This is a genomic window from Aromatoleum aromaticum EbN1 (genome assembly GCF_000025965.1).
In the GTDB taxonomy this organism is placed as follows: Bacteria; Pseudomonadota; Gammaproteobacteria; order Burkholderiales; family Rhodocyclaceae; genus Aromatoleum; species Aromatoleum aromaticum.
The window spans coordinates 1,635,588-1,653,000 of the sequence record NC_006513.1 but is presented as its reverse complement, the minus strand read 5'-3'; the positions used below and the strand labels follow the sequence as shown (position 1 = coordinate 1,653,000).

15 protein-coding genes are annotated in these 17,413 nt (G+C 66.2%); 7 read left to right on the top strand and 8 right to left on the bottom strand.

What is annotated here, in order from left to right; genetic code table 11:
• Positions 1-35 precede the first annotated feature (35 nt).
• From EBN1_RS07815 to EBN1_RS07780, 8 genes are all read right to left on the bottom strand, one after another.
• Positions 36-2,087 carry a M1 family metallopeptidase gene (locus tag EBN1_RS07815; protein WP_011237400.1) on the bottom strand — a complete coding sequence of 684 codons (2,052 nt, stop codon included), beginning with the start codon at positions 2,085-2,087 and terminating at the stop codon, positions 36-38.
• A gap of 307 nt (positions 2,088-2,394) precedes the next feature.
• The gene (locus EBN1_RS07810) at positions 2,395-2,955 is read right to left on the bottom strand and encodes a phasin family protein (RefSeq protein WP_011237398.1); all 561 of its coding nucleotides are present in this window, start codon (positions 2,953-2,955) and stop codon (positions 2,395-2,397) included.
• Positions 2,956-3,110: 155 nt separating this feature from the next.
• Positions 3,111-3,692 (bottom strand): hemerythrin domain-containing protein, encoded by a 582-nt coding sequence (locus tag EBN1_RS07805; RefSeq protein ID WP_011237397.1) that lies wholly within the window; start codon positions 3,690-3,692, stop codon positions 3,111-3,113.
• Between the two features lie 31 nt (positions 3,693-3,723).
• Positions 3,724-4,932, bottom strand: a complete 1,209-nt coding sequence (gene pcaF, locus EBN1_RS07800; protein WP_011237396.1) for a 3-oxoadipyl-CoA thiolase — start codon at positions 4,930-4,932, stop codon at positions 3,724-3,726.
• A 31-nt stretch (positions 4,933-4,963) separates the two neighbouring features.
• A complete protein-coding gene (gene boxA, locus EBN1_RS07795) occupies positions 4,964-6,214 on the bottom strand; it encodes a benzoyl-CoA 2,3-epoxidase subunit BoxA (protein ID WP_011237395.1) in 1,251 nt (416 codons plus the stop codon).
• A 62-nt stretch (positions 6,215-6,276) separates the two neighbouring features.
• Entirely contained in the window at positions 6,277-7,698 is a 1,422-nt protein-coding gene (gene boxB, locus EBN1_RS07790) for a benzoyl-CoA 2,3-epoxidase subunit BoxB (RefSeq protein ID WP_011237394.1), read from the bottom strand.
• A gap of 46 nt (positions 7,699-7,744) precedes the next feature.
• The gene (gene boxC / locus EBN1_RS07785) at positions 7,745-9,418 is read right to left on the bottom strand and encodes a 2,3-epoxybenzoyl-CoA dihydrolase (RefSeq protein ID WP_011237393.1); all 1,674 of its coding nucleotides are present in this window, start codon (positions 9,416-9,418) and stop codon (positions 7,745-7,747) included.
• A 27-nt stretch (positions 9,419-9,445) separates the two neighbouring features.
• A complete protein-coding gene (locus tag EBN1_RS07780; protein WP_011237392.1) occupies positions 9,446-10,348 on the bottom strand; it encodes a helix-turn-helix transcriptional regulator in 903 nt (300 codons plus the stop codon).
• 331 nt (positions 10,349-10,679) lie between these two features.
• Here EBN1_RS07780 and EBN1_RS07775 point away from each other — a divergent pair, with 331 nt between their 5' ends.
• The 7 genes from EBN1_RS07775 to EBN1_RS07745 all read left to right on the top strand — a co-directional run bounded on the left by EBN1_RS07775 (position 10,680) and on the right by EBN1_RS07745 (position 17,390).
• Positions 10,680-12,257 (top strand): 3,4-dehydroadipyl-CoA semialdehyde dehydrogenase, encoded by a 1,578-nt coding sequence (locus EBN1_RS07775; RefSeq protein WP_011237391.1) that lies wholly within the window; start codon positions 10,680-10,682, stop codon positions 12,255-12,257.
• Positions 12,258-12,312: 55 nt separating this feature from the next.
• Positions 12,313-12,786, top strand: coding sequence for a DUF4863 family protein (locus tag EBN1_RS07770; protein WP_011237390.1), 474 nt, complete (start codon positions 12,313-12,315; stop codon positions 12,784-12,786).
• 144 nt (positions 12,787-12,930) lie between these two features.
• Positions 12,931-14,535 carry a benzoate-CoA ligase family protein gene (locus tag EBN1_RS07765; RefSeq protein WP_011237389.1) on the top strand — a complete coding sequence of 535 codons (1,605 nt, stop codon included), beginning with the start codon at positions 12,931-12,933 and terminating at the stop codon, positions 14,533-14,535.
• Positions 14,536-14,609: 74 nt separating this feature from the next.
• Positions 14,610-15,788 carry an ABC transporter substrate-binding protein gene (locus EBN1_RS07760; protein WP_011237388.1) on the top strand — a complete coding sequence of 393 codons (1,179 nt, stop codon included), beginning with the start codon at positions 14,610-14,612 and terminating at the stop codon, positions 15,786-15,788.
• 142 nt (positions 15,789-15,930) lie between these two features.
• Entirely contained in the window at positions 15,931-16,704 is a 774-nt protein-coding gene (locus tag EBN1_RS07755; protein ID WP_011237387.1) for an alpha/beta fold hydrolase, read from the top strand.
• Positions 16,705-16,706: 2 nt separating this feature from the next.
• Positions 16,707-17,123: a benzoyl-CoA thioesterase gene (locus EBN1_RS07750; RefSeq protein WP_011237386.1), complete on the top strand. Its 417-nt coding sequence runs from the start codon at positions 16,707-16,709 to the stop codon at positions 17,121-17,123.
• Between the two features lie 84 nt (positions 17,124-17,207).
• Positions 17,208-17,390, top strand: a complete 183-nt coding sequence (locus EBN1_RS07745) for a rubredoxin (RefSeq protein WP_085938653.1) — start codon at positions 17,208-17,210, stop codon at positions 17,388-17,390.
• The last annotated feature ends 23 nt before the right edge of the window (positions 17,391-17,413 follow it).

Genomic DNA, 17,413 nt, shown 5'->3' with positions numbered 1-17,413 from the left:
CGCGCCCTGACTGGCGCATGCCCCGAGCCGTTCCGTCAGTGCCTCATGACCGGCACCGACAGCGGTTCGGCCGGCCACACGCCGCGCGCGATGGTGCGGGCATCCTGCAGCACCAGCCAGCTCTGCTGGCGGTAATGCGGCAGCGGCCGGGTCGCATTGGCGAGCGCGGGCGCGCTGTCGGCGGCGACGATGCCCAGTGCAGCGCCGGACGACAGGCGCAGCGTCCACGCCCGGACCGTGCCGCGGTGCGCGACTTCAGGCGGCGCGGGCGGCAGATCGTGGCGCGCCAGCCAGTGGCCGATCCGGGCTTCGTCCCCGATCACGAGCAGCGGGTCGGGGCCGGGCGCGACGTCGGCCGGGTGCGCGGCAGCGGCATGGTCGAGCAGCCGGGCCGCGAGCGCGCGCGCCGCCGACGTGAACGCGTCGTCGCCGAGCGTCAGCAGTGCGGTGCGCCGGTCGAACTGCAGTTCGCGCAGGATCGGCGGCGTTTCGCGGCGATCGAGGCGCCGCAGGATCAGGCTGTCGGGGTCGAGCGTGATGCGCGTCGCGCTGTCGCCCGGATCGAGCTCGATCTCGAAGTCCTGCCGGACCTGCTCGAAACGCACGCGGCGCAGCGTCGGTCCGGCGCTGGTGTCGATCCGCAGCGGAACCTCGAGCACGTACGGCGGGACGTTTTGCGCGAGCGTCACGCCGACGCCGTCGCCCGCATCGCGTCCGCCGCTCAGCGCGATTTCGGCAAGGCCGGCGCGCTCGAGCCATTGGGTGAAGAAAGGTTCGAGCAACTGGCCGGAAGCCGCTTCGAACGCGGCGCGCAGGTCGTCCCAGTCGGCGACGCGGAAGCGCTGCGTCTGCCAGAAGCGCCGGATCGCGCGATCGAACGCCGGCTCGCCGATGCGGTCGCGCAGCATCACGAACATCATTGCCGCCTTGCCGTAGCCGACCGCCTGGTCGACGTCGTGCGTGCGCGACGTGAACGCCGCCAGCGGCCGGTCGGCGCCCGGCGGAATACCCGACAGGTCCCTCAGCCAGCCCTGGCGCATCGCGCGCGCCTTGTCGGCGCCGGCGCGCTCGGCGTAATGGTAGTCGGCCATGAACGTCGTCAGCCCTTCGCTCCAGTTGCCGCTCGCGTAGTCGGGATAGACGCCGTTGCCCCACCAGTTGTGCAGCACTTCGTGGCCGAGCGACGTGTCCTTGATGAACGGCAGCTTCAGCACCTCGATGCCGAGATAGGTCAGCGTCGGCATGCCGAAGCCGGTCGGCGTCGGACTCGACACGACGGCGAAGCTCGTGAAAGGGTAGGGGCCGATCCAGCTTTCGTACAGCGCGAGATAGTCGCGGACCGCGTCGAGATACCCTGCCGCGAGCGGTTCGAGTTCGACATGGAAATAAGTGCGCAGCACGATCGGTCGCCCGTCGCTCGAGCGCACATGCTGTTCGGTGATGCGATACGGGCCGGCGATCAGGTCGATGCCTTCGGCCGGATGCGGGAAGTCGAACCGGGCGACGAGCCGCCCGCCGCGTACGGACTCCGACTGCAGGTGGCCTGCGACGAGGCCGTGCTGCCCTTCGGGAAGGTCGAGGCTCAGCATGAACGCGTGCAGCAGGGAGCGGCCTTCGTGCGCAACCAGCGGATACCAGGCGCTGGAGGACGGCAGGAAGCTGCCGTGAGGATCCGCAACGGGCTCCTGCATGCCGAGCGTGTCGCGGTGTTCGACACCGGGTGCAAGAGCTGCGAGCGTGCCGTGCCAGGACAGTGCCAGAGTACGTCCGGCCGCGCCTGCGGGAACCAGCCACCGCTGCAGCGCGCCGTGACGGTGCGGCCGTATCTCGACGGACTCCCCGTCGATGCGCAGCGGGCCCGCCTCGAAGCGAGTGTTCAGCAGCAGCTCGAACGGGGCTTCGCTGTCGACCGTGATTTCGGCTTCGCCGGACAGTTCACGCCGGCCGGGGTCGAGGCGCACGGCGAGCCGGTAGGAGACGGCGGGTTCGCCGGCCGCAGCCGCCCCGAGTGGTGGCATCTGCGCCGAGGCGGGATTGAGGAGCACCGGAAGCGACAGCATGATCAGCAGTGAAATGGCGTGAAACATTCGTCAGCGGCTCGCACCGGTGCATCCGGATGGAAGAAACCCGGAGCGCGTTCCGGCGCGGGACACGGGTGAGACTTGACGTGGGCGGTGTGGCAGGGGGGCGGAGTGCGCCGAGGCGGTCTGCTGGGTCACGGTCGTGCTCCTGACGAGGCAACGACGGGCAACGAGCCCTGCACTTTTGACGCAGGCGCGATCGAAGAGGTTCCGGACGACGATGGTCCGGCCGTAAAAAGTTCCGGCGCCCGAAGGCGCCGGAGGATCTAACGCAAATGAGGACGACGGCCGCGAGGCCGCCGTCGCGGAAAAATCAGGCGCTCTTCTTGTGCGTTGCGGCAGCGCTTGTTTCGATCGCCTTGATCGTTGCGTCGGCCGTCGCAGCGGCGTTGGCTTCGGTGATTTCGACAGCCTGCCGGGTTGCCTTTGTCACGCTCTCGTAGGTCGAGTTCGCTGCCGCAATCGCCGAACGCATCGCGGCGACTGCAACTTCGCCACCCCCCGGCACGGACTGAGCCGCTTTCTCGATCGCAATGATCGCAAGCTTGTTCGCTTCCGCAAACTGCGCTTCGTAAGGCTTGAGGCACTCTTCGAGGCTCTGCGCGACGATCTCGTAGCCGCTGCGATAGTACGCGAGCGATTTCTGCGCGAGCGGCTGGGCGAACGACGACTGCAGGTCCAGAATTTCGTTCGGGCTCTTCGCTGCAAGCAGCGCACGGACGAATCCGCTGCCGTCTTCCAGCGTCGAACGTGCCGTGTTCAGGTTCAGGGCAATCAGGCGTTCGACGGACTCGAAAGCGGTGCTCGCGGATTTCAGGTACGTGTCGAACGCGGTCTTGGCGAGGTCGCCGAGCTGGTTGGGGGGATTGGTCATGGCAGGCTCCTGGAGGGGTCGAAACATTCGGCAGTCGCACGCAGGCCCGACATCGGGGAGACTCATCCTGCTGCAGTGCACAATCCCATTGTAGTCACAGGTCGCGGCAGGTCAAGATGTTTTGTGCATTGCAACATTTGTTACGAAGCAACGGTTCAGCCGTTGCTGCCGAAGCCGATCGGCGCCGGTGCCAGCTTCAGGATGCGTTGGTATAACGCTTCGGCTTCTTCCCGCGGCTTGATGCCGAACAAGGGGTTGTCGTTCTCGCGGAACGCGGCTGCGATCTCCGCCCACTGCTCCGCATCGAGCACGCGTTCGGCGATCGGCAGAAAGACGTCTTCCTCGGTGCGCAGATGCTCCCATTCCAGTTCCGTGTAGCGGTCGGCGGCGGTGAAGAATGCGTCACGCGCGCCGCTGGCGCCACTTTGGAAAGCGACGAGCTGCTTCTTCAGCTCGTCGACCATCGGATAGCCGAGTGCATGCTCGCGTTCGAGCCGTGCGATCAGCCCGTCGGCTTCGCGCGTGCGACGCCGGACGGCGGCGAACAGGTACTTGTCTTCCTTGGGATGGTGCCAGCGATCCGGATAGGACACTATGTAGTCGAGGATCGCGCGCAGCACCGCGAAGTTCGGCGCCGCGCCGCGGCGCATCTCCTTGACGAGGTAGCGCAGCGAATACAGCACCGCGCTGATCGCGAGGTGCTCGTCCCTGATGATCTGGATGGCTTCCGGTTTCACGGCTGGACCTTTTTCCCCGGCGCGGGACGGATTACACCCGCTCGATCGCGAGCGCGATGCCCTGGCCGACACCGATGCACATCGTCGCCAGGCCGAACCGCCCGCCGGTGGTTTCGAGCTGGTTCAGCGCCGTCGTCACGAGTCGTGCACCGGAGGCGCCGAGCGGATGGCCGATCGCGATCGCGCCGCCGTTCGGGTTCACATTCGCACCGTCGTCCGGCAGGCCGAGCTGGCGCAGTACCGCCAGTCCCTGCGCGGCGAACGCTTCGTTGAGCTCGATCGTGTCGAAGTCGCGCACCGACATGCCGAGCCGCGCGAGCAGTTTGAGCGTCGCCGGTGCCGGGCCGATCCCCATGATGCGCGGCGCGACGCCGGCCGCGGCGCTGCCAAGGACACGGGCGCGCGGCGTGAGGCCGTGGCGCTTGACCGCCGCTTCGGAAGCCAGCAGCAGCGCACATGCGCCGTCATTGACGCCGGACGCGTTGCCGGCGGTGACGCTGCCGTCGGGGCGCACGACGCCCTTGAGCTTCGCGAGCGTCGCCAGCGTCGTGTCCGGGCGCGGATGCTCGTCGGCAGCGAGCACGAGCGGCTCGCCTTTCTTGCGCGGCACTTCGACTTTCACGATCTCGCGCTCGAAAAAGCCGCGCTCGGCAGCGGCGGCCCAGCGCTGCTGGCTGCGCAGCGCGAACGCGTCCTGGTCGGCGCGGCTGACGCCGAAGTCGGTGGCGACGTTCTCGGCGGTCTCGGGCATCGAGTCGATGCCGTATTGCGCTTTCATCAGCGGGTTTACGAAGCGCCAGCCGATCGTCGTGTCCTCGATTTTCGCGCTGCGCGAGAACGCGCTGTCCGCCTTGCCGAGCACGAACGGCGCGCGGCTCATGCTCTCGACACCGCCGGCGATCATCAGCTCGGTTTCGCCTGAGCGAATCGCGCGCGCGGCCATGCCGATCGCGTCGAGGCTGGAGCCGCACAGGCGGTTGATCGTGCTGCCGGGCACTTCGACCGGCAGGCCGGCGAGCAGCGCGGCCATGCGCGCGACGTTGCGGTTGTCTTCACCGGCCTGGTTCGCGCAGCCGTAGAGCACGTCGTCGACGGCCTGCCAGTCGACGCCGGGGTTGCGCTCGACGAGCGCCTTGATCGGCAGCGCGGCGAGGTCATCGGCGCGCACGCCGGACAGCGTGCCGCCGTAGCGGCCGAACGGGGTGCGGATCGCATCGCAGATATAGACGGGGCGGGTCATGGCGGATTTCCTTTTCCTTCTGCATTGATGGTCAGTAGGTTTCGACGTGGAAGCGCGCGTTGGCCAGCAGCTTCGGCTGCAGCGCCTCCCAGTCCGCGCCGTTCGCGCGACAGATGTCGCGGAACGCTTCGAGCACGCCCGATTCCATGCCTTTCAGGCCGCAGATGTAAATGTAGCAGTTGTCGTCGTTGAGCATCCGGAACACCTTGTCGGCGCGCTCGCGGATCGAATCCTGCACGTATTTCTTCGGCTCGCCGGGGACGCGCGAGAACGCGAAATTGATGTCGATGAAGTCCTTCGGCAGCTTCTGCAGCGGGCCGAAGTATGGCAGCTCGGACGGCGCGCGCGCACCGAAGAACAGTACCAGCTCGCCGCCTTCGTTCTGCGCGATCCGGCGACGGCGGCGCTCGGTCATCGCGCGCATCGGCGCCGAGCCGGTGCCGGTGCAGATCATCATGATCGACGAGGCGGGGTGATTCGGCATCAGGTAGGTCGAGCCGTACGGTCCCGTGACCTGCACCTTGTCGCCTTTCTTCAGGTCGCACACATAGTTCGACGCGACGCCGCGGGCAGCCTTGCCTTCATGGTCCTCGGTGACGCGTTTGACCGTCAGCGCGAGGTTGTTGTAGTGCGGACGCTCGCCGTTGCGCGGGCTCGCGACCGAGTACATGCGCAGCAGGTGCGGGCGGCCCTTGTCGTCGGTGCCGGGCGGGATGATGCCGATCGACTGGCCTTCGAGCACCGGGAACGGCGTCGAGCCGAAATCGAGCACGACGTGGTGGATGTCGCTCGAAGCGTCCGCGTCGGTGAGCCGGTAATTGCCGGTGACGGTCGCGGTGATCGGGCGGGTCGGCGCATAAAGGTTTACATACGGGTGCGACGCGGACCACGGCGCGAGCGCGGGGCCGCCCTGGCCGGCAGTGGCGACTTCGGTGATGTGCTGCACTTCGGCCGGCAGCTCGTCGTCGGGGCGCGCGACCGCGAACGGCGCGTCGACGTTGTCGAGCTCGGTGGTGTCGGGCAGCACGTCCCACTTGAACTGTTCTTCGAGACTGTACGGCTTGGCGCGTTCGACGTTGCGCCATGAATCGATCGCGCCCGTCGGGCACGGCGGCACGCACGCGAGGCAACCGTTGCAGATATCGAAATTGACGACGTAGTTCAGGTTGTCGTGCGTGATCGCATCGATCGGACAGGTCTCTTCGCAGGTGTTGCAGCGAATGCAGATTTCCGGGTCGATCAGATGCTGCTTGGCGATTGCGTGCTCTACGGGCGCGTTCATGGCTGTCTCTTCTCCACTGGACGGGGGCGGGCCGGCGCCCGGCCCCCGTTTTTTTCGATGGCTTAGTTGAAACGCACGTACTCGAAGTCGATCGGCTGGTTGTTGATGCCCCGACCCGGCGCTGCGATCCAGTTCGCGAACTTGCCGCGCTCGACGCACTGGCCCATCAGCGAATGCACGTACAGGCGGTCGCTCTCGGTCGGCAGCCAGTTGCTGTGCTGGTGCGTCCATTCGGCTTCGGACAGCAGGTGGCCGTCCGGGCTGACATGCGAACCGGCGAACATGCCGATGCGGCGGTTGAAGCCCTTGTGCGGCAGCGTGAAGCGGAAGTTGAAGCCGAATTTGGCCGGGATGCGGTTCCAGCGGTCGATGCCGGCCTGCACGTCCGCGATCCAGTCGTCGCGCAGGCGCTCGTTCAGCGCCGACAGGGCGGGCACCTGGCGGGTCAGGATCTGCTCACCGGTGACGTCCATGACCGTGTACTCCGAGTTCTGCAACTGGTGGTCGTCGCCGATCTTCTCTTCTTCGAAGCGTCCCTTGAGGCCGTTCGTGTAGTAAGTCGCGGCGTTCGACGACACTTCGGCGCCGTACAGGTCGCTGGTGACGCTGTAGTGGAAGTTCAGGTACTTCTGCAGCGTCGGCAGGTCGATGACGCCGGCGGCGCGCAGCCTCAAAGGATCGTCGGTGCCGAGCTCCTTCATCACTTCGCAGGTGCGCTGGATCACGCGGGCGACGCCCGATTCACCGACGAAGAGGTGGTGCGCTTCCTCGGTCAGCATGAACTTGCAGGTGCGGGCAAGCGGGTCGAACGCGGATTCGGCGAGCGAGGCGAGCTGGAACTTGCCGTCACGGTCGGTGATGAACGTGAACATGAAGAACGACAGCCAGTCAGGGGTCTTCTCGTTGAACGCGGTGAGGATGCGCGGGTTGTCCGCGTCGCCCGAACGGCGCTCGAGCAGCGCTTCGCCTTCCTCGCGGCCGTCGCGGCCGAAGTGCGCGTGCAGCAGGTAGACCATCGCCCACAGGTGGCGGCCTTCCTCGACGTTCACCTGGAACAGGTTCCGGAGGTCGTACAGCGATGGCGCGGTGAGGCCGAGGTGACGCTGCTGCTCGACGGACGCCGGCTCGGTGTCGCCTTGGGTAACGATGATGCGGCGCAGCGTCGAGCGGTACTCGCCCGGCACGTCCTGCCACACGTCCTGGCCCTTGTGCTCGCCGAACGTGATCTTCTTCTGGCCGTCCTGCGGCGCGAGGAAAATCCCCCAGCGGTAGTCGTGCATCTTGACGTGGCCGAAGTCCGCCCAGCCTTTCGGATCGACGCTGACGGCGGTGCGCAGGTAGACTTCGTAGTTCGTCGAGTTCTCCGGGCCCATGTCGTCCCACCAGTTCAGGAACGACGGCTGCCACTGCTCGAGCGCGCGCTGGAGCGTCTTGTTTTCCGACAGATTGACGTTGTTCGGGATGCGTTCGCTGTAGTTGATCATCTCTGTGCTCCTCTGGGGTGTTTTGTATGTATGGGTTGCGTCGTATTTACACGCGGTTCCAGTCGAACTGCGCCTTCTTGCCGGAACCGAAGAGCTTCAGTGCGCCGGTCGGGCCGACCGCGTTCGGGCGGTTGAAGATCCAGTTCTGCCACGCCGACAGACGGCCGAAAATCCGCGTGTTCATCGTCTCGACCGGGCCGAAACGCAGGTTCGCTTCGAGGCCGGTCAGCGCGTCCGGCGACAGCGCGGCGCGTTCCTCGATCGCGATGCGGATCTCGTCGGCCCAGTCGAGGTCGTCGGGGATCGCAGTCACGAGGCCAAGCTCCATCGCTTCGGCGGCCGACAGCAGTGTGCCTTCCTTCGCCTTCACCGCAGCAATCGGACCCTCTTCCTGATAGAAGCGCGCGTCGATGCGTGACAGGCCATTCACCATCGGCAGCGGGCCGAAGTTCATTGCTGACAGGCCGATGCGGTTTTCGGCATCGGCTGCGTCGCGCATGTAGCTGCGGTCGGCGGCGAGCGCGATCTCGAGCAGCGTGCCGGCGAAGCACGAACCCGGCTCGATCAGCGCGAACAGGCTGCGCGACGACACGTCGATGCGCGCGAGCGTGCGGCGCAGCATGCCGAGCGTCTCGCGGACGAACCAGTTGTCCTGGTTCGCGACTATCGTCGCATCGATGTCGAGCACGACCTGGGCGTCGCCCGTCGTGCGTAGCTGCCACAGGCCGACGTCGAGGTGGTTCGTGCGCAGGTTCAGGATCGCGTCGTCGAGTTCGCGCGCCATCTTGAGCGGCCACCAGTTGATGCCTTCAGCCTCGATTTCGGCGGCGGTCTTCGCGGTGACGGCCGACGGGGCGCGCACGGTCAGCGTCATCGTACGGGCGGCGGCGTCGATCGCCGCATCGACGTATTCGTAGTGGTAGCCGTTCGCATCGTCGGTACGCTCGAGCCGTGTCAGCTGCACGCCTTTCGCGCCGGCAGGGCGGTCGGATTGCGCAGCGAGCGCTTCGGCGCGCGCCTGGATCTGCTCGGCGAACTGCTGCTGTTTGACGACGTCGTCGACGAGGCGCCATTCCTTCGCGCGGTTGCCGCGCACGCCTTCCGAGATCGTGCAGAAAATGTCGGCGTGGTCGCGGCGCACACGGCGCTTGTCGGTGACGCGCGTCAGCCCGCCGGTGCCGGGCAGCACGCCAAGCAGCGGCACTTCGGGCAGCGACACCGACGAGTTGCGGTCATCGACGAGGACGATCTCGTCGCACGCCAGCGCCAGCTCGTAGCCGCCGCCGGCAGTCGTGCCGTTGCACGCGGCGAGGAACTTGAGGCCCGAGTACTGGCTGGAGTCCTCGATGCCGTTGCGCGTTTCGTTCGTGAATTTGCAGAAGTTCACTTTCCAGGCGTGGGTCGACAGGCCGAGCATGTAGATGTTCGCGCCGGAGCAGAAGATCTTCGGCTTGCCCGACGTGACGACGACGGTACGCACTTCAGGATGCTCGAAGCGCACGCGCTGCAGCGCGTCGTGCAGCTCGATGTCGACGCCGAGGTCGTACGAGTTGAGCTTCAGCTTGTAGCCCGGCCGAATTCCGCCGTCCTCGTCGATGTTCAGCGTCAGCGTGGCGATGGCGCCATCGGTCGATAGCGACCAGTGACGGTACTTCGACGGCTCGGTACGGTAATCGACGCGTTCGACGGCGGTTTCCTGGTTCTTCGCGACTGCTTCCATCTCTGTCTCCTCTTCTCTCGTGGGGGGTCAGCTCATTACGAGCTGGCGCAACTTCATGAAACTCTGATCGACCGTCTCGCCCGTCGTGTCGAGGACGGTGTCCGCTTTCGCATACAGCGGCTCGCGGGCCTGGAGGATGCGCTTGAGGTCATCCATCGCCTCGTCGTTGCCCGCCATCGGCCGCAGGTCGCCCTGGGCCATGACGCGGGCCATGTGTTCTTCCGGCTGCGCCTTGAGCCAGATCGTCAGGCAGTTCGACAGCAGCAGCTCGTAAGTGTCGGGCTGCGACACGACGCCGCCGCCGATCGAAATCACTGCGCGCTGATGCTCGCGGATGACGCGTTCGAGCGTGCGCTTCTCGATGCGGCGATATCCCGGCTGGCCGTACAGCGCGAAAATCTCGCGTCCCGGAATCCCGGTTTCCTTCTCGATCTCGCGGTCGAGTTCGATGAACGGCATCCCTTCCTCGCGCGCCAGCCGTCCGCCGAGCGTCGACTTGCCGGCGCCGCGCAGGCCGATCAGCGCGATGCGCTTGCGACGCACCGCTTCGTCGTGGCCGAAGTCGCGCATCAGCCGGAACACCACTTCTTCGAGGCGGTGCTGCGGCAGGCGCTCGAGAAAGCGGCGGATCAGGCGGCGTTCGACCGTGTCTTCGGTCTCCGGCGCGAGCAGGTCGGCCAGCGACACGTCCAGCGCACGGGCGATGTTGTCGAGCAGCATGATCGACACGTTTCCTTCGCCGCCTTCCAGGTGCGCGAGGTGGCGTTCCGAAACGCCGGCTTCGCGGGCCACGAGCTTGCGGGTCATGCCGCGCCGGTCCCGGATCTCGCGCACCCGCCGGCCGAGCGTCGGCAGCAGCGTGGACGCGCCGGTGACGGTGTCGTCACGGTGATCCACTTGGTTCGCGTCGGAGTCGGTCTTGAAGCTCATCGTGGTTCCTGTTGTGCAGTTGCCTGTGCTGTTGGGTTGAACAATAGTGCAGGAGTTAAGCAAGGTCAAGAGGTAAAGTGCATTTTGTTTTACCGGGTAATGAAGCAGTCTGCAGAAAATTGCCACAATAAGCAGAGTGCAGTGCTGGTTATGCGATCAGGAGTGCAGTTTTGAAGAGGCGATCGAGCAAAATAGTGCAGTAAAGTTCTTGACGGAGAATAAGGCGGGTGTATTCTATTTCCACGAGTTGCGCCAGACGCGCGACCACCCAACCGGTCATCGACCTTGAGTGTCCGGGTGCGATGCAGAAACAAGAGGACGAGGAGACAACGTGAAACTGGCTAATTACGTATACGGGCAATGGCTCGAAGGGGCCGGCGACGGCATCGCGCTGCAGGATCCGGTCACCGGCGAAGAACTGGTGCGGGTCTCGTCCGAAGGCATCGATACCGGGCGTGCGCTGGAATTCGCCCGCCAGAGCGGCGGGCCGGCATTGCGGGCGCTCGGCTACGAAGGCCGCGCCGCGCTGCTCGGCGCGATCGTCGAAGTGCTGAGCGCGAAACGTGCGGAATATTTCGACATTGCGCTGCGCAATTCCGGCTCGACGGAAGCGGACGCCGCGTTCGACGTCGATGGCGCGATCTTCACGCTGAAAAGCTATGCGCGTGCCGGCAAGGCGCTCGGCCCGGCGCGTCACCTGAAGGAAGGCGCCCGCGTCGCGCTGGCAAAGACCGACGCGTTCCAGGGCCAGCATTTCCTGATGCCGCTGACCGGCGTCGCAGTGTTCATCAACGCGTTCAACTTCCCGGCCTGGGGCTTGTGGGAAAAAGCCGCTCCGGCGCTGCTCGCCGGCGTGCCGGTGCTCGTCAAGCCGGCGACGCCGACCGCCTGGCTGACGCAGCGCATGGTCGAAGACGTCGTCAAGGCCGGCATCCTGCCCGCGGGCGCGCTGTCGATCGTGTGCGGCTCGGCGCGCGACCTGCTCGACCACGTCGGCGAATGCGACGTGGTTTCCTTCACCGGCTCGGCCGACACCGCGGCGCGCATGCGCACGCATCCGAATGTCGTCGCCCGCTCGGTGCGCATCAACATCGAAGCCGACAGCATCAATTCCGCGATCCTCGGGCCCGATGCGCAGCCCGGAACGCCCGAGTTCGATCTCGCGGTGAAGGAGATCGTGCGCGAGATGACGATCAAGACCGGGCAGAAATGTACGGCGATCCGGCGCGTCTTCGCGCCCGCGGCAGCAAGCCGGTCGCTCGCCGACGCGGTCGCCGCGAAGCTCGCCTCGTACCGCGTCGGCAATCCGAAGAGCGAAGGGGTGCGCGTCGGGCCGCTGGTCAGCCGCGCGCAGCAGGCCGCGGCGCTCGAAGGACTGGCGAAGCTGCGCGAAGAATGCGAGACGGTGTTCGGCGGCGGCGTGGATTTCGCCCCGGTCGATGCCGATCCGGCCGTCTCGGCGTTCGTGCAGCCGACACTGCTGTATTGCGACAAGGGACTCGACGCCCGGCACGTCCATGACGTCGAAGTGTTCGGGCCGGTCGCGACGATCGTGCCGTACGCCGACACGGCAGAGGCGATCGCACTTGCGCGCCGTGGCCGCGGCTCGCTCGTCGCGTCGGTGTATTCGGGCGACGCGGCGTTTCTCGCTGAGCTCGTCCCAGGCATCGCCGATCTGCACGGGCGCGTGATGGTCGTCGATGCGGCAGTCGGCGCGAACCACACCGGCCACGGCAACGTCATGCCGACCTGCCTGCATGGCGGGCCGGGGCGTGCCGGCGGCGGCGAGGAGCTCGGCGGCCTGCGCGCGCTGGCGACGTACCACCGGCGCTGCGTCGTCCAGGGCGGCCCGGCGCTGCTCGAAGCGCTGTCGCGCGACGCCGCCGACGCCGCGCTGCTCGGCAGCTGAAACCAGCTATAAATAATAAGATTTGCACCCCCAATCCCGACAGGAGACACCGACGATGACCGTCGAAAACTTCCAGGCGCTGATCGCGAACGTGACCGGACAGATCCAGGACCGGCCGCTCGACAAGCAGCTCGAAGCATTCCTCAACGAACGCTTTCCGCCCGGCAGTCCGGAGTTCGAGGCGATTGCCGCAGCGTGCCGCGACGCCGTCGCCGCCGGCTGGATGTGCGAGCGCGAGCACGGCGGCATCAAGTTCGGTCGCGTCGTCAAGCCGTGTCCGGAGATCCACGGCTTCAGCGTCGACGTCGTCGAGATGTCGGACGTCGTCGGGCCGCAGCACGCGCACCCGAACGGCGAGATCGACATGATCATGCCGCTCGAAGGCGATGCGAAGTTCGACGGCCATGGCGCGGGCTGGTTCGTCTATGGCCCGGGCAGCGTGCATCGCCCCACCGTCAGTGGCGGTCGCGCGTACGTGCTGTATTTGCTGCCGCAAGGCGCGATCGAGTTCACCCGGGCGGCGGCCTGAATCCGCGCGTCCGATCGACAGCGGCACCGCACCACGTCTGCCGGATCTGCCGGCGATGGCTTCAAACCAGGGAAAGCACCGGCGCCAAGACCGGTAACGGACGACACGACCCGGCACGAGCCGGGCAAACGGAGAAAAGACAGAATGCACACGCTCAGCGCGGCGCAGCCCGGTGCGGGTTCGCCGAAAATCACCCTGCCCCGCGACTACAACGCGGCCGACGACCTGATCGGACGCAACCTGGCCGCCGGGCGCGGCAGCAAGGTCGCGTTCATCGACGACGCCGGCAGCTATACCTATGACGAACTCGCGGCGCGCGTGAACCGCTTCGCAAACGCGCTCGGTGCGCTCGGCATCATGCGCGAGCAGCGCATCCTCGTGTGCGTCCATGACACGATCGACTTCCCGACGGTGTTCCTCGGCGCGATCAAGGCCGGCGTCGTGCCGGTCGCGGTCAACACGCTGCTGACCGCGTCCGACTACGAATACATGCTCGGCGACAGCCGTGCGCGCATCGCTGTCGTGTCCGCCCCGCTCGCGGAGACGTTTGCGCCGCTGCTCGACTGCGTGCCGACACTCGAGCGTCTCGTCATCGCCGGCGCGGAAGCTCCGCCGCAAGCTGCGGATTCGCTCGCCGCGCTGATGGACAGCGCTTCCGACCAGTTCCGCACTGCGCCGACGACCTGTGACGAACCGTGCTTCTGGCTCTACTCGTCGGGCTCGACCGGTGCGCCGAAAGGCACCGTGCATGTGCATTCGAGCCTGATCCAGACTTACGAGCTGTACGCGAAGCCGATCCTCGGCATCCGCGAGGACGACGTCGTGTTCTCGGCGGCGAAGCTGTTCTTCGCCTACGGTCTCGGCAACGGCCTGACTTTCCCGCTCGCGGCCGGCGCGACCGGAGTGCTGATGGCCGAGCGGCCGACGCCCGAGGCAGCTTTCAGACGCCTGCGCGAGCACCGTCCGACGATCTTCTACGGCGTGCCGACGCTGTACGCATCGATGCTCGCGAGCCCGGACTGCCCGGCAAAAGGCGAACTCGCGATCCGCGTCTGCACGTCGGCGGGCGAAGCGCTGCCGGAAGACATCGGCCGGCGCTGGACCGAGCGTTTCGGCGTCGAGATCCTCGACGGCATCGGCTCGACCGAAATGCTGCACATTTTCCTGTCGAACCGCCCGGGCGAAGTCCGCTACGGCACCACCGGCAAGGCCGTGCCGGGCTACGAGCTGCGCCTCATCGACGATGCCGGCTTCGTCATCGAGGGCGCGGACGAACCGGGCGAACTGCAGATCGCCGGGCCGACCAGCGCCGCGATGTACTGGAACAACCGCGCGAAGAGCCGCGACACGTTCCAGGGGCCGTGGACGCGGAGCGGCGACAAGTATTCGCGCAGCGCCGACGGCTATTACATATATGCCGGGCGCAACGACGACATGCTCAAGGTGAGCGGCATCTACGTGTCGCCGATCGAAGTCGAATCGTGCCTGATCGAGCACGAAGCGGTACTCGAAGCGGCGGTCGTCGGGCACGAGGACGACGGCCAGCTGATCAAGCCGAAAGCCTTCATCGTCCTCAAGCCGGGCGTGCGCGGCACACCGGCGCTCGCCGAATCGATCAAGCAGCACGTCAAGGCGCATCTGGCACCCTACAAGTATCCGCGCTGGATGGAGTTCGTCGACGAGCTGCCGAAAACCGCAACTGGCAAGATCCAGCGCTTCAAGCTGCGCGCGCAGGGTGCCGGGCGTTGATGGCGTGTTGCCCGGGTCGTAAAGGATAATGGGACGACATAGTCCCATTATCCCGATGACAGGAGGAACGACCAGTGAAGCATTCGCAACCACAGTGGCGCGGCCTTGCCGGCGCAGTCAGCCTGGCTGCTGCGGCATTGCTGCCCACGCTCGCGCACGGCGCCGACAAGGTGAAAGTCGGGCTGCTGCTGCCGTACACCGGCACTTACGCGGCGATCGGCAACGCCATCACGAACGGCTTCAAGCAGCATGTCGCCGAGCACGACGGCAAGCTCGGCGGGCGCGAAGTCGAATACTTCTTCGCCGACGACAAGTCGGACCCGGCGACGGCGACGGAGAACGCGAGCAAGCTGATCAAGCGCGACCGGGTCGACGTGCTCGTCGGCACGGTGCATTCGGGCGCCGCGCTGGCGATGGCGAAAGTCGCGCGCGACACCAACACTTTGCTGATCATCCCGACCGCCGGCAACGACGAGCTGACCGGTTCGCTGTGCGCGCCGACCGTGTTCCGTACTTCGATGTCGACGTGGCAGCCGGCGTACGCGATGGGCAAGCTCGCGGCCGAGCGCGGGCACAAGAACGTCGTCACGGTGTCGTGGAAGTATTCCTTCGGCGATCAGTCGGCCGCCGGCTTCAAGGAAGCGTTCGAGCAGGCTGGCGGCAAGGTCGCGAAAGAGCTTTTCGTGCCGTTCCCGAGCGTCGACTTCCGGCACCTGCTCGACGACATCGCGAACGTCAAGCCGGATGCGGTATTCGCGTCCTTCGTCGGCAGCGGCGCGGCGAAGTTCGTCAAGGACTACGACGCCGCCGGGCTGAAGGCGAAAATCCCGCTGTACGGCACGGGCTACCTCACCGAAGGCACGCTCGACGCGATGAACGGCGCCGGCGAAGGCGTGCTGACGACGTTGCACTACGCTGACGGCCTGACGAACGAGAAGGACAAGAGCTTCCGCACCGCGTACAGAGCAGCCTACGACCTGAAGCCGGACGTCTACGCGGTGCACGGCTATGACGCAGCGCAGCTCCTGGGCGCAGGCCTCGAAGCGGTCAAGAGCGGCAAGCTCGACCAGGCGGCAATGATCGCTGCGATGGAAGCGGCGAAGATCGACAGCCCGCGCGGCGCGTTCACGATGTCGAAAGCGCACAACCCGGTGCAGGACGTCTATTTGCGCGAAGTCGAAGGCCGCGAGAACAAGCTCGTCGGCGTCGCCCAGAAAGGGCTCGCCGATCCCGCGCGCGGCTGCTCGATGTAAGAAGCGCGGCGCGCGTTTTTCATCCCTGTCGATCCGCTTGTTCCGGCGTGCGGCAGGGCGCCGGGGCGCGGCGGTCCGTGCCCGCTGCGTGCTGACCGCGGCGGGCAATAATCACCGGTTCAGGAAACATCGGGAGTTTGAAGTGAAACAGGTACAAGTCGGCGATACGCACCTCGAGTACGTCCGCCTGCCATCGGCTCATCCGCGCGGCGGCGCCCCGGCGATCGTGTTCCTGCACGAAGGCTTGGGTTCGGTCGCGATGTGGCGCGATTTCCCGCAGAAAATCGCGGACGCGACCGGCTGCGAAGCGCTCGTCTATTCGCGCGCCGGTTACGGCCGGTCCGATCCGGCCCGACTGCCGCGCGACACGCGCTACATGCACGACGAAGGCCTTCAGGTATTGCCAGCGCTGCTCGCCGCGCTGGGGCTCGAGCGGCCGATCCTGTTCGGCCATTCCGACGGTGCGTCGATCGCGCTGATCTGCGCCGGCGGCACCGCGACGGAGCTTGCTGCCGTCATCGTCATGGCGCCGCACGTGATCGTCGAGGACATCTCGGTGTCGAGCATCGCGCAGGCGAAAGTCGCGTGGCAGACGACCGACCTGCGCACGCGCCTGGCCAAGCACCACGCCGATGTCGACGCGGCCTTCCGGGGCTGGAATGACATCTGGCTGCACCCGGATTTTCGTGCGTGGAACATCGAGGAATATGTTCCGCGCATCCTCTGCCCGGTGCTCGCGATCCAGGGCGAGGACGACGAATACGGCACGATGGCGCAGATCGAGCGCATCGCCGCGCAGGCGCCTGACGTGGAGCTCGTCAAGCTCGCCGATTGCCGCCATTCGCCGCACAAGGACCAGCCGGCCGCCGTGATTGATGCGGTCGGCGAATTCGTATCCCGCATTCTCGAGGACTGAACATGGAATTTGTGTGCAAGAAATCCATCCGCTTCCACCACTGCGACCCGGCCGGAATCGTCTTCTATCCGCAGTGCCTGGTGCTGTGCAACGAAGTCATCGAGGACTGGTTCGATGAAGGCATCGGCATCGACTTCTACAAGCTCCACGCCGAAATCCGGCGCGGCGTGCCGATGCGCCACCTCGAAGTCGATTTCATCGCACCGAGCATGCACGGTGACGACCTCACTTTCACGCTGGTCGTGAACCGCATCGGCAACACGTCGATGGACATCACGACCACTGCCTCGATGGGCGACGAAGTGCGCTTCCGCGCCAAGCAGACCGTCGTCTGGGCCGATCTCGGCGGGGCGCCGCGCGCGACGCCGATCGAAGGCGAATGGCGCGAACGCTTCAGCCGCTTCCTCGCGCCGTCCTGAAGCCCGAACGCAAGCCAGACAAAACAGCAACACCACAAACAGACCCGCCCCCGACCCCGAACCACAGAGACAAGGACCGACATCATGGCCACGTATCAATGCACCGCGTGCTATTTCCCTTACGTCGAAGCCGACGGCCTGCCCGACGAAGGCATCCCCGCCGGCACGAAGTGGGAAGACGTGCCCGCCGACTGGGTGTGCCCGGACTGCGGTACGCCGAAGAGCAACTTTACCGTCGCCGAGGATGGAAAACCGGCGACGGTTTGACACGGATGAAGGAGCGGACGAGG

Excerpts from the sequence above, each read along its gene's own strand:
- EBN1_RS07815 (WP_011237400.1), bottom strand. The coding sequence starts at position 2,087 with ATGTTTCACGCCATTTCACTGCTGATCATGCTGTCGCTTCCGGTGCTC.
- EBN1_RS07810 (WP_011237398.1), bottom strand. The coding sequence starts at position 2,955 with ATGACCAATCCCCCCAACCAGCTCGGCGACCTCGCCAAGACCGCGTTC.
- pcaF (WP_011237396.1), bottom strand. The coding sequence starts at position 4,932 with ATGACCCGCCCCGTCTATATCTGCGATGCGATCCGCACCCCGTTCGGC.
- boxA (WP_011237395.1), bottom strand. The coding sequence starts at position 6,214 with ATGAACGCGCCCGTAGAGCACGCAATCGCCAAGCAGCATCTGATCGAC.
- boxB (WP_011237394.1), bottom strand. The coding sequence starts at position 7,698 with ATGATCAACTACAGCGAACGCATCCCGAACAACGTCAATCTGTCGGAA.
- boxC (WP_011237393.1), bottom strand. The coding sequence starts at position 9,418 with ATGGAAGCAGTCGCGAAGAACCAGGAAACCGCCGTCGAACGCGTCGAT.
- EBN1_RS07780 (WP_011237392.1), bottom strand. The coding sequence starts at position 10,348 with ATGAGCTTCAAGACCGACTCCGACGCGAACCAAGTGGATCACCGTGAC.
- EBN1_RS07770 (WP_011237390.1), top strand. The coding sequence starts at position 12,313 with ATGACCGTCGAAAACTTCCAGGCGCTGATCGCGAACGTGACCGGACAG.
- EBN1_RS07765 (WP_011237389.1), top strand. The coding sequence starts at position 12,931 with ATGCACACGCTCAGCGCGGCGCAGCCCGGTGCGGGTTCGCCGAAAATC.
- EBN1_RS07750 (WP_011237386.1), top strand. The coding sequence starts at position 16,707 with ATGGAATTTGTGTGCAAGAAATCCATCCGCTTCCACCACTGCGACCCG.
- EBN1_RS07745 (WP_085938653.1), top strand. The coding sequence starts at position 17,208 with ATGGCCACGTATCAATGCACCGCGTGCTATTTCCCTTACGTCGAAGCC.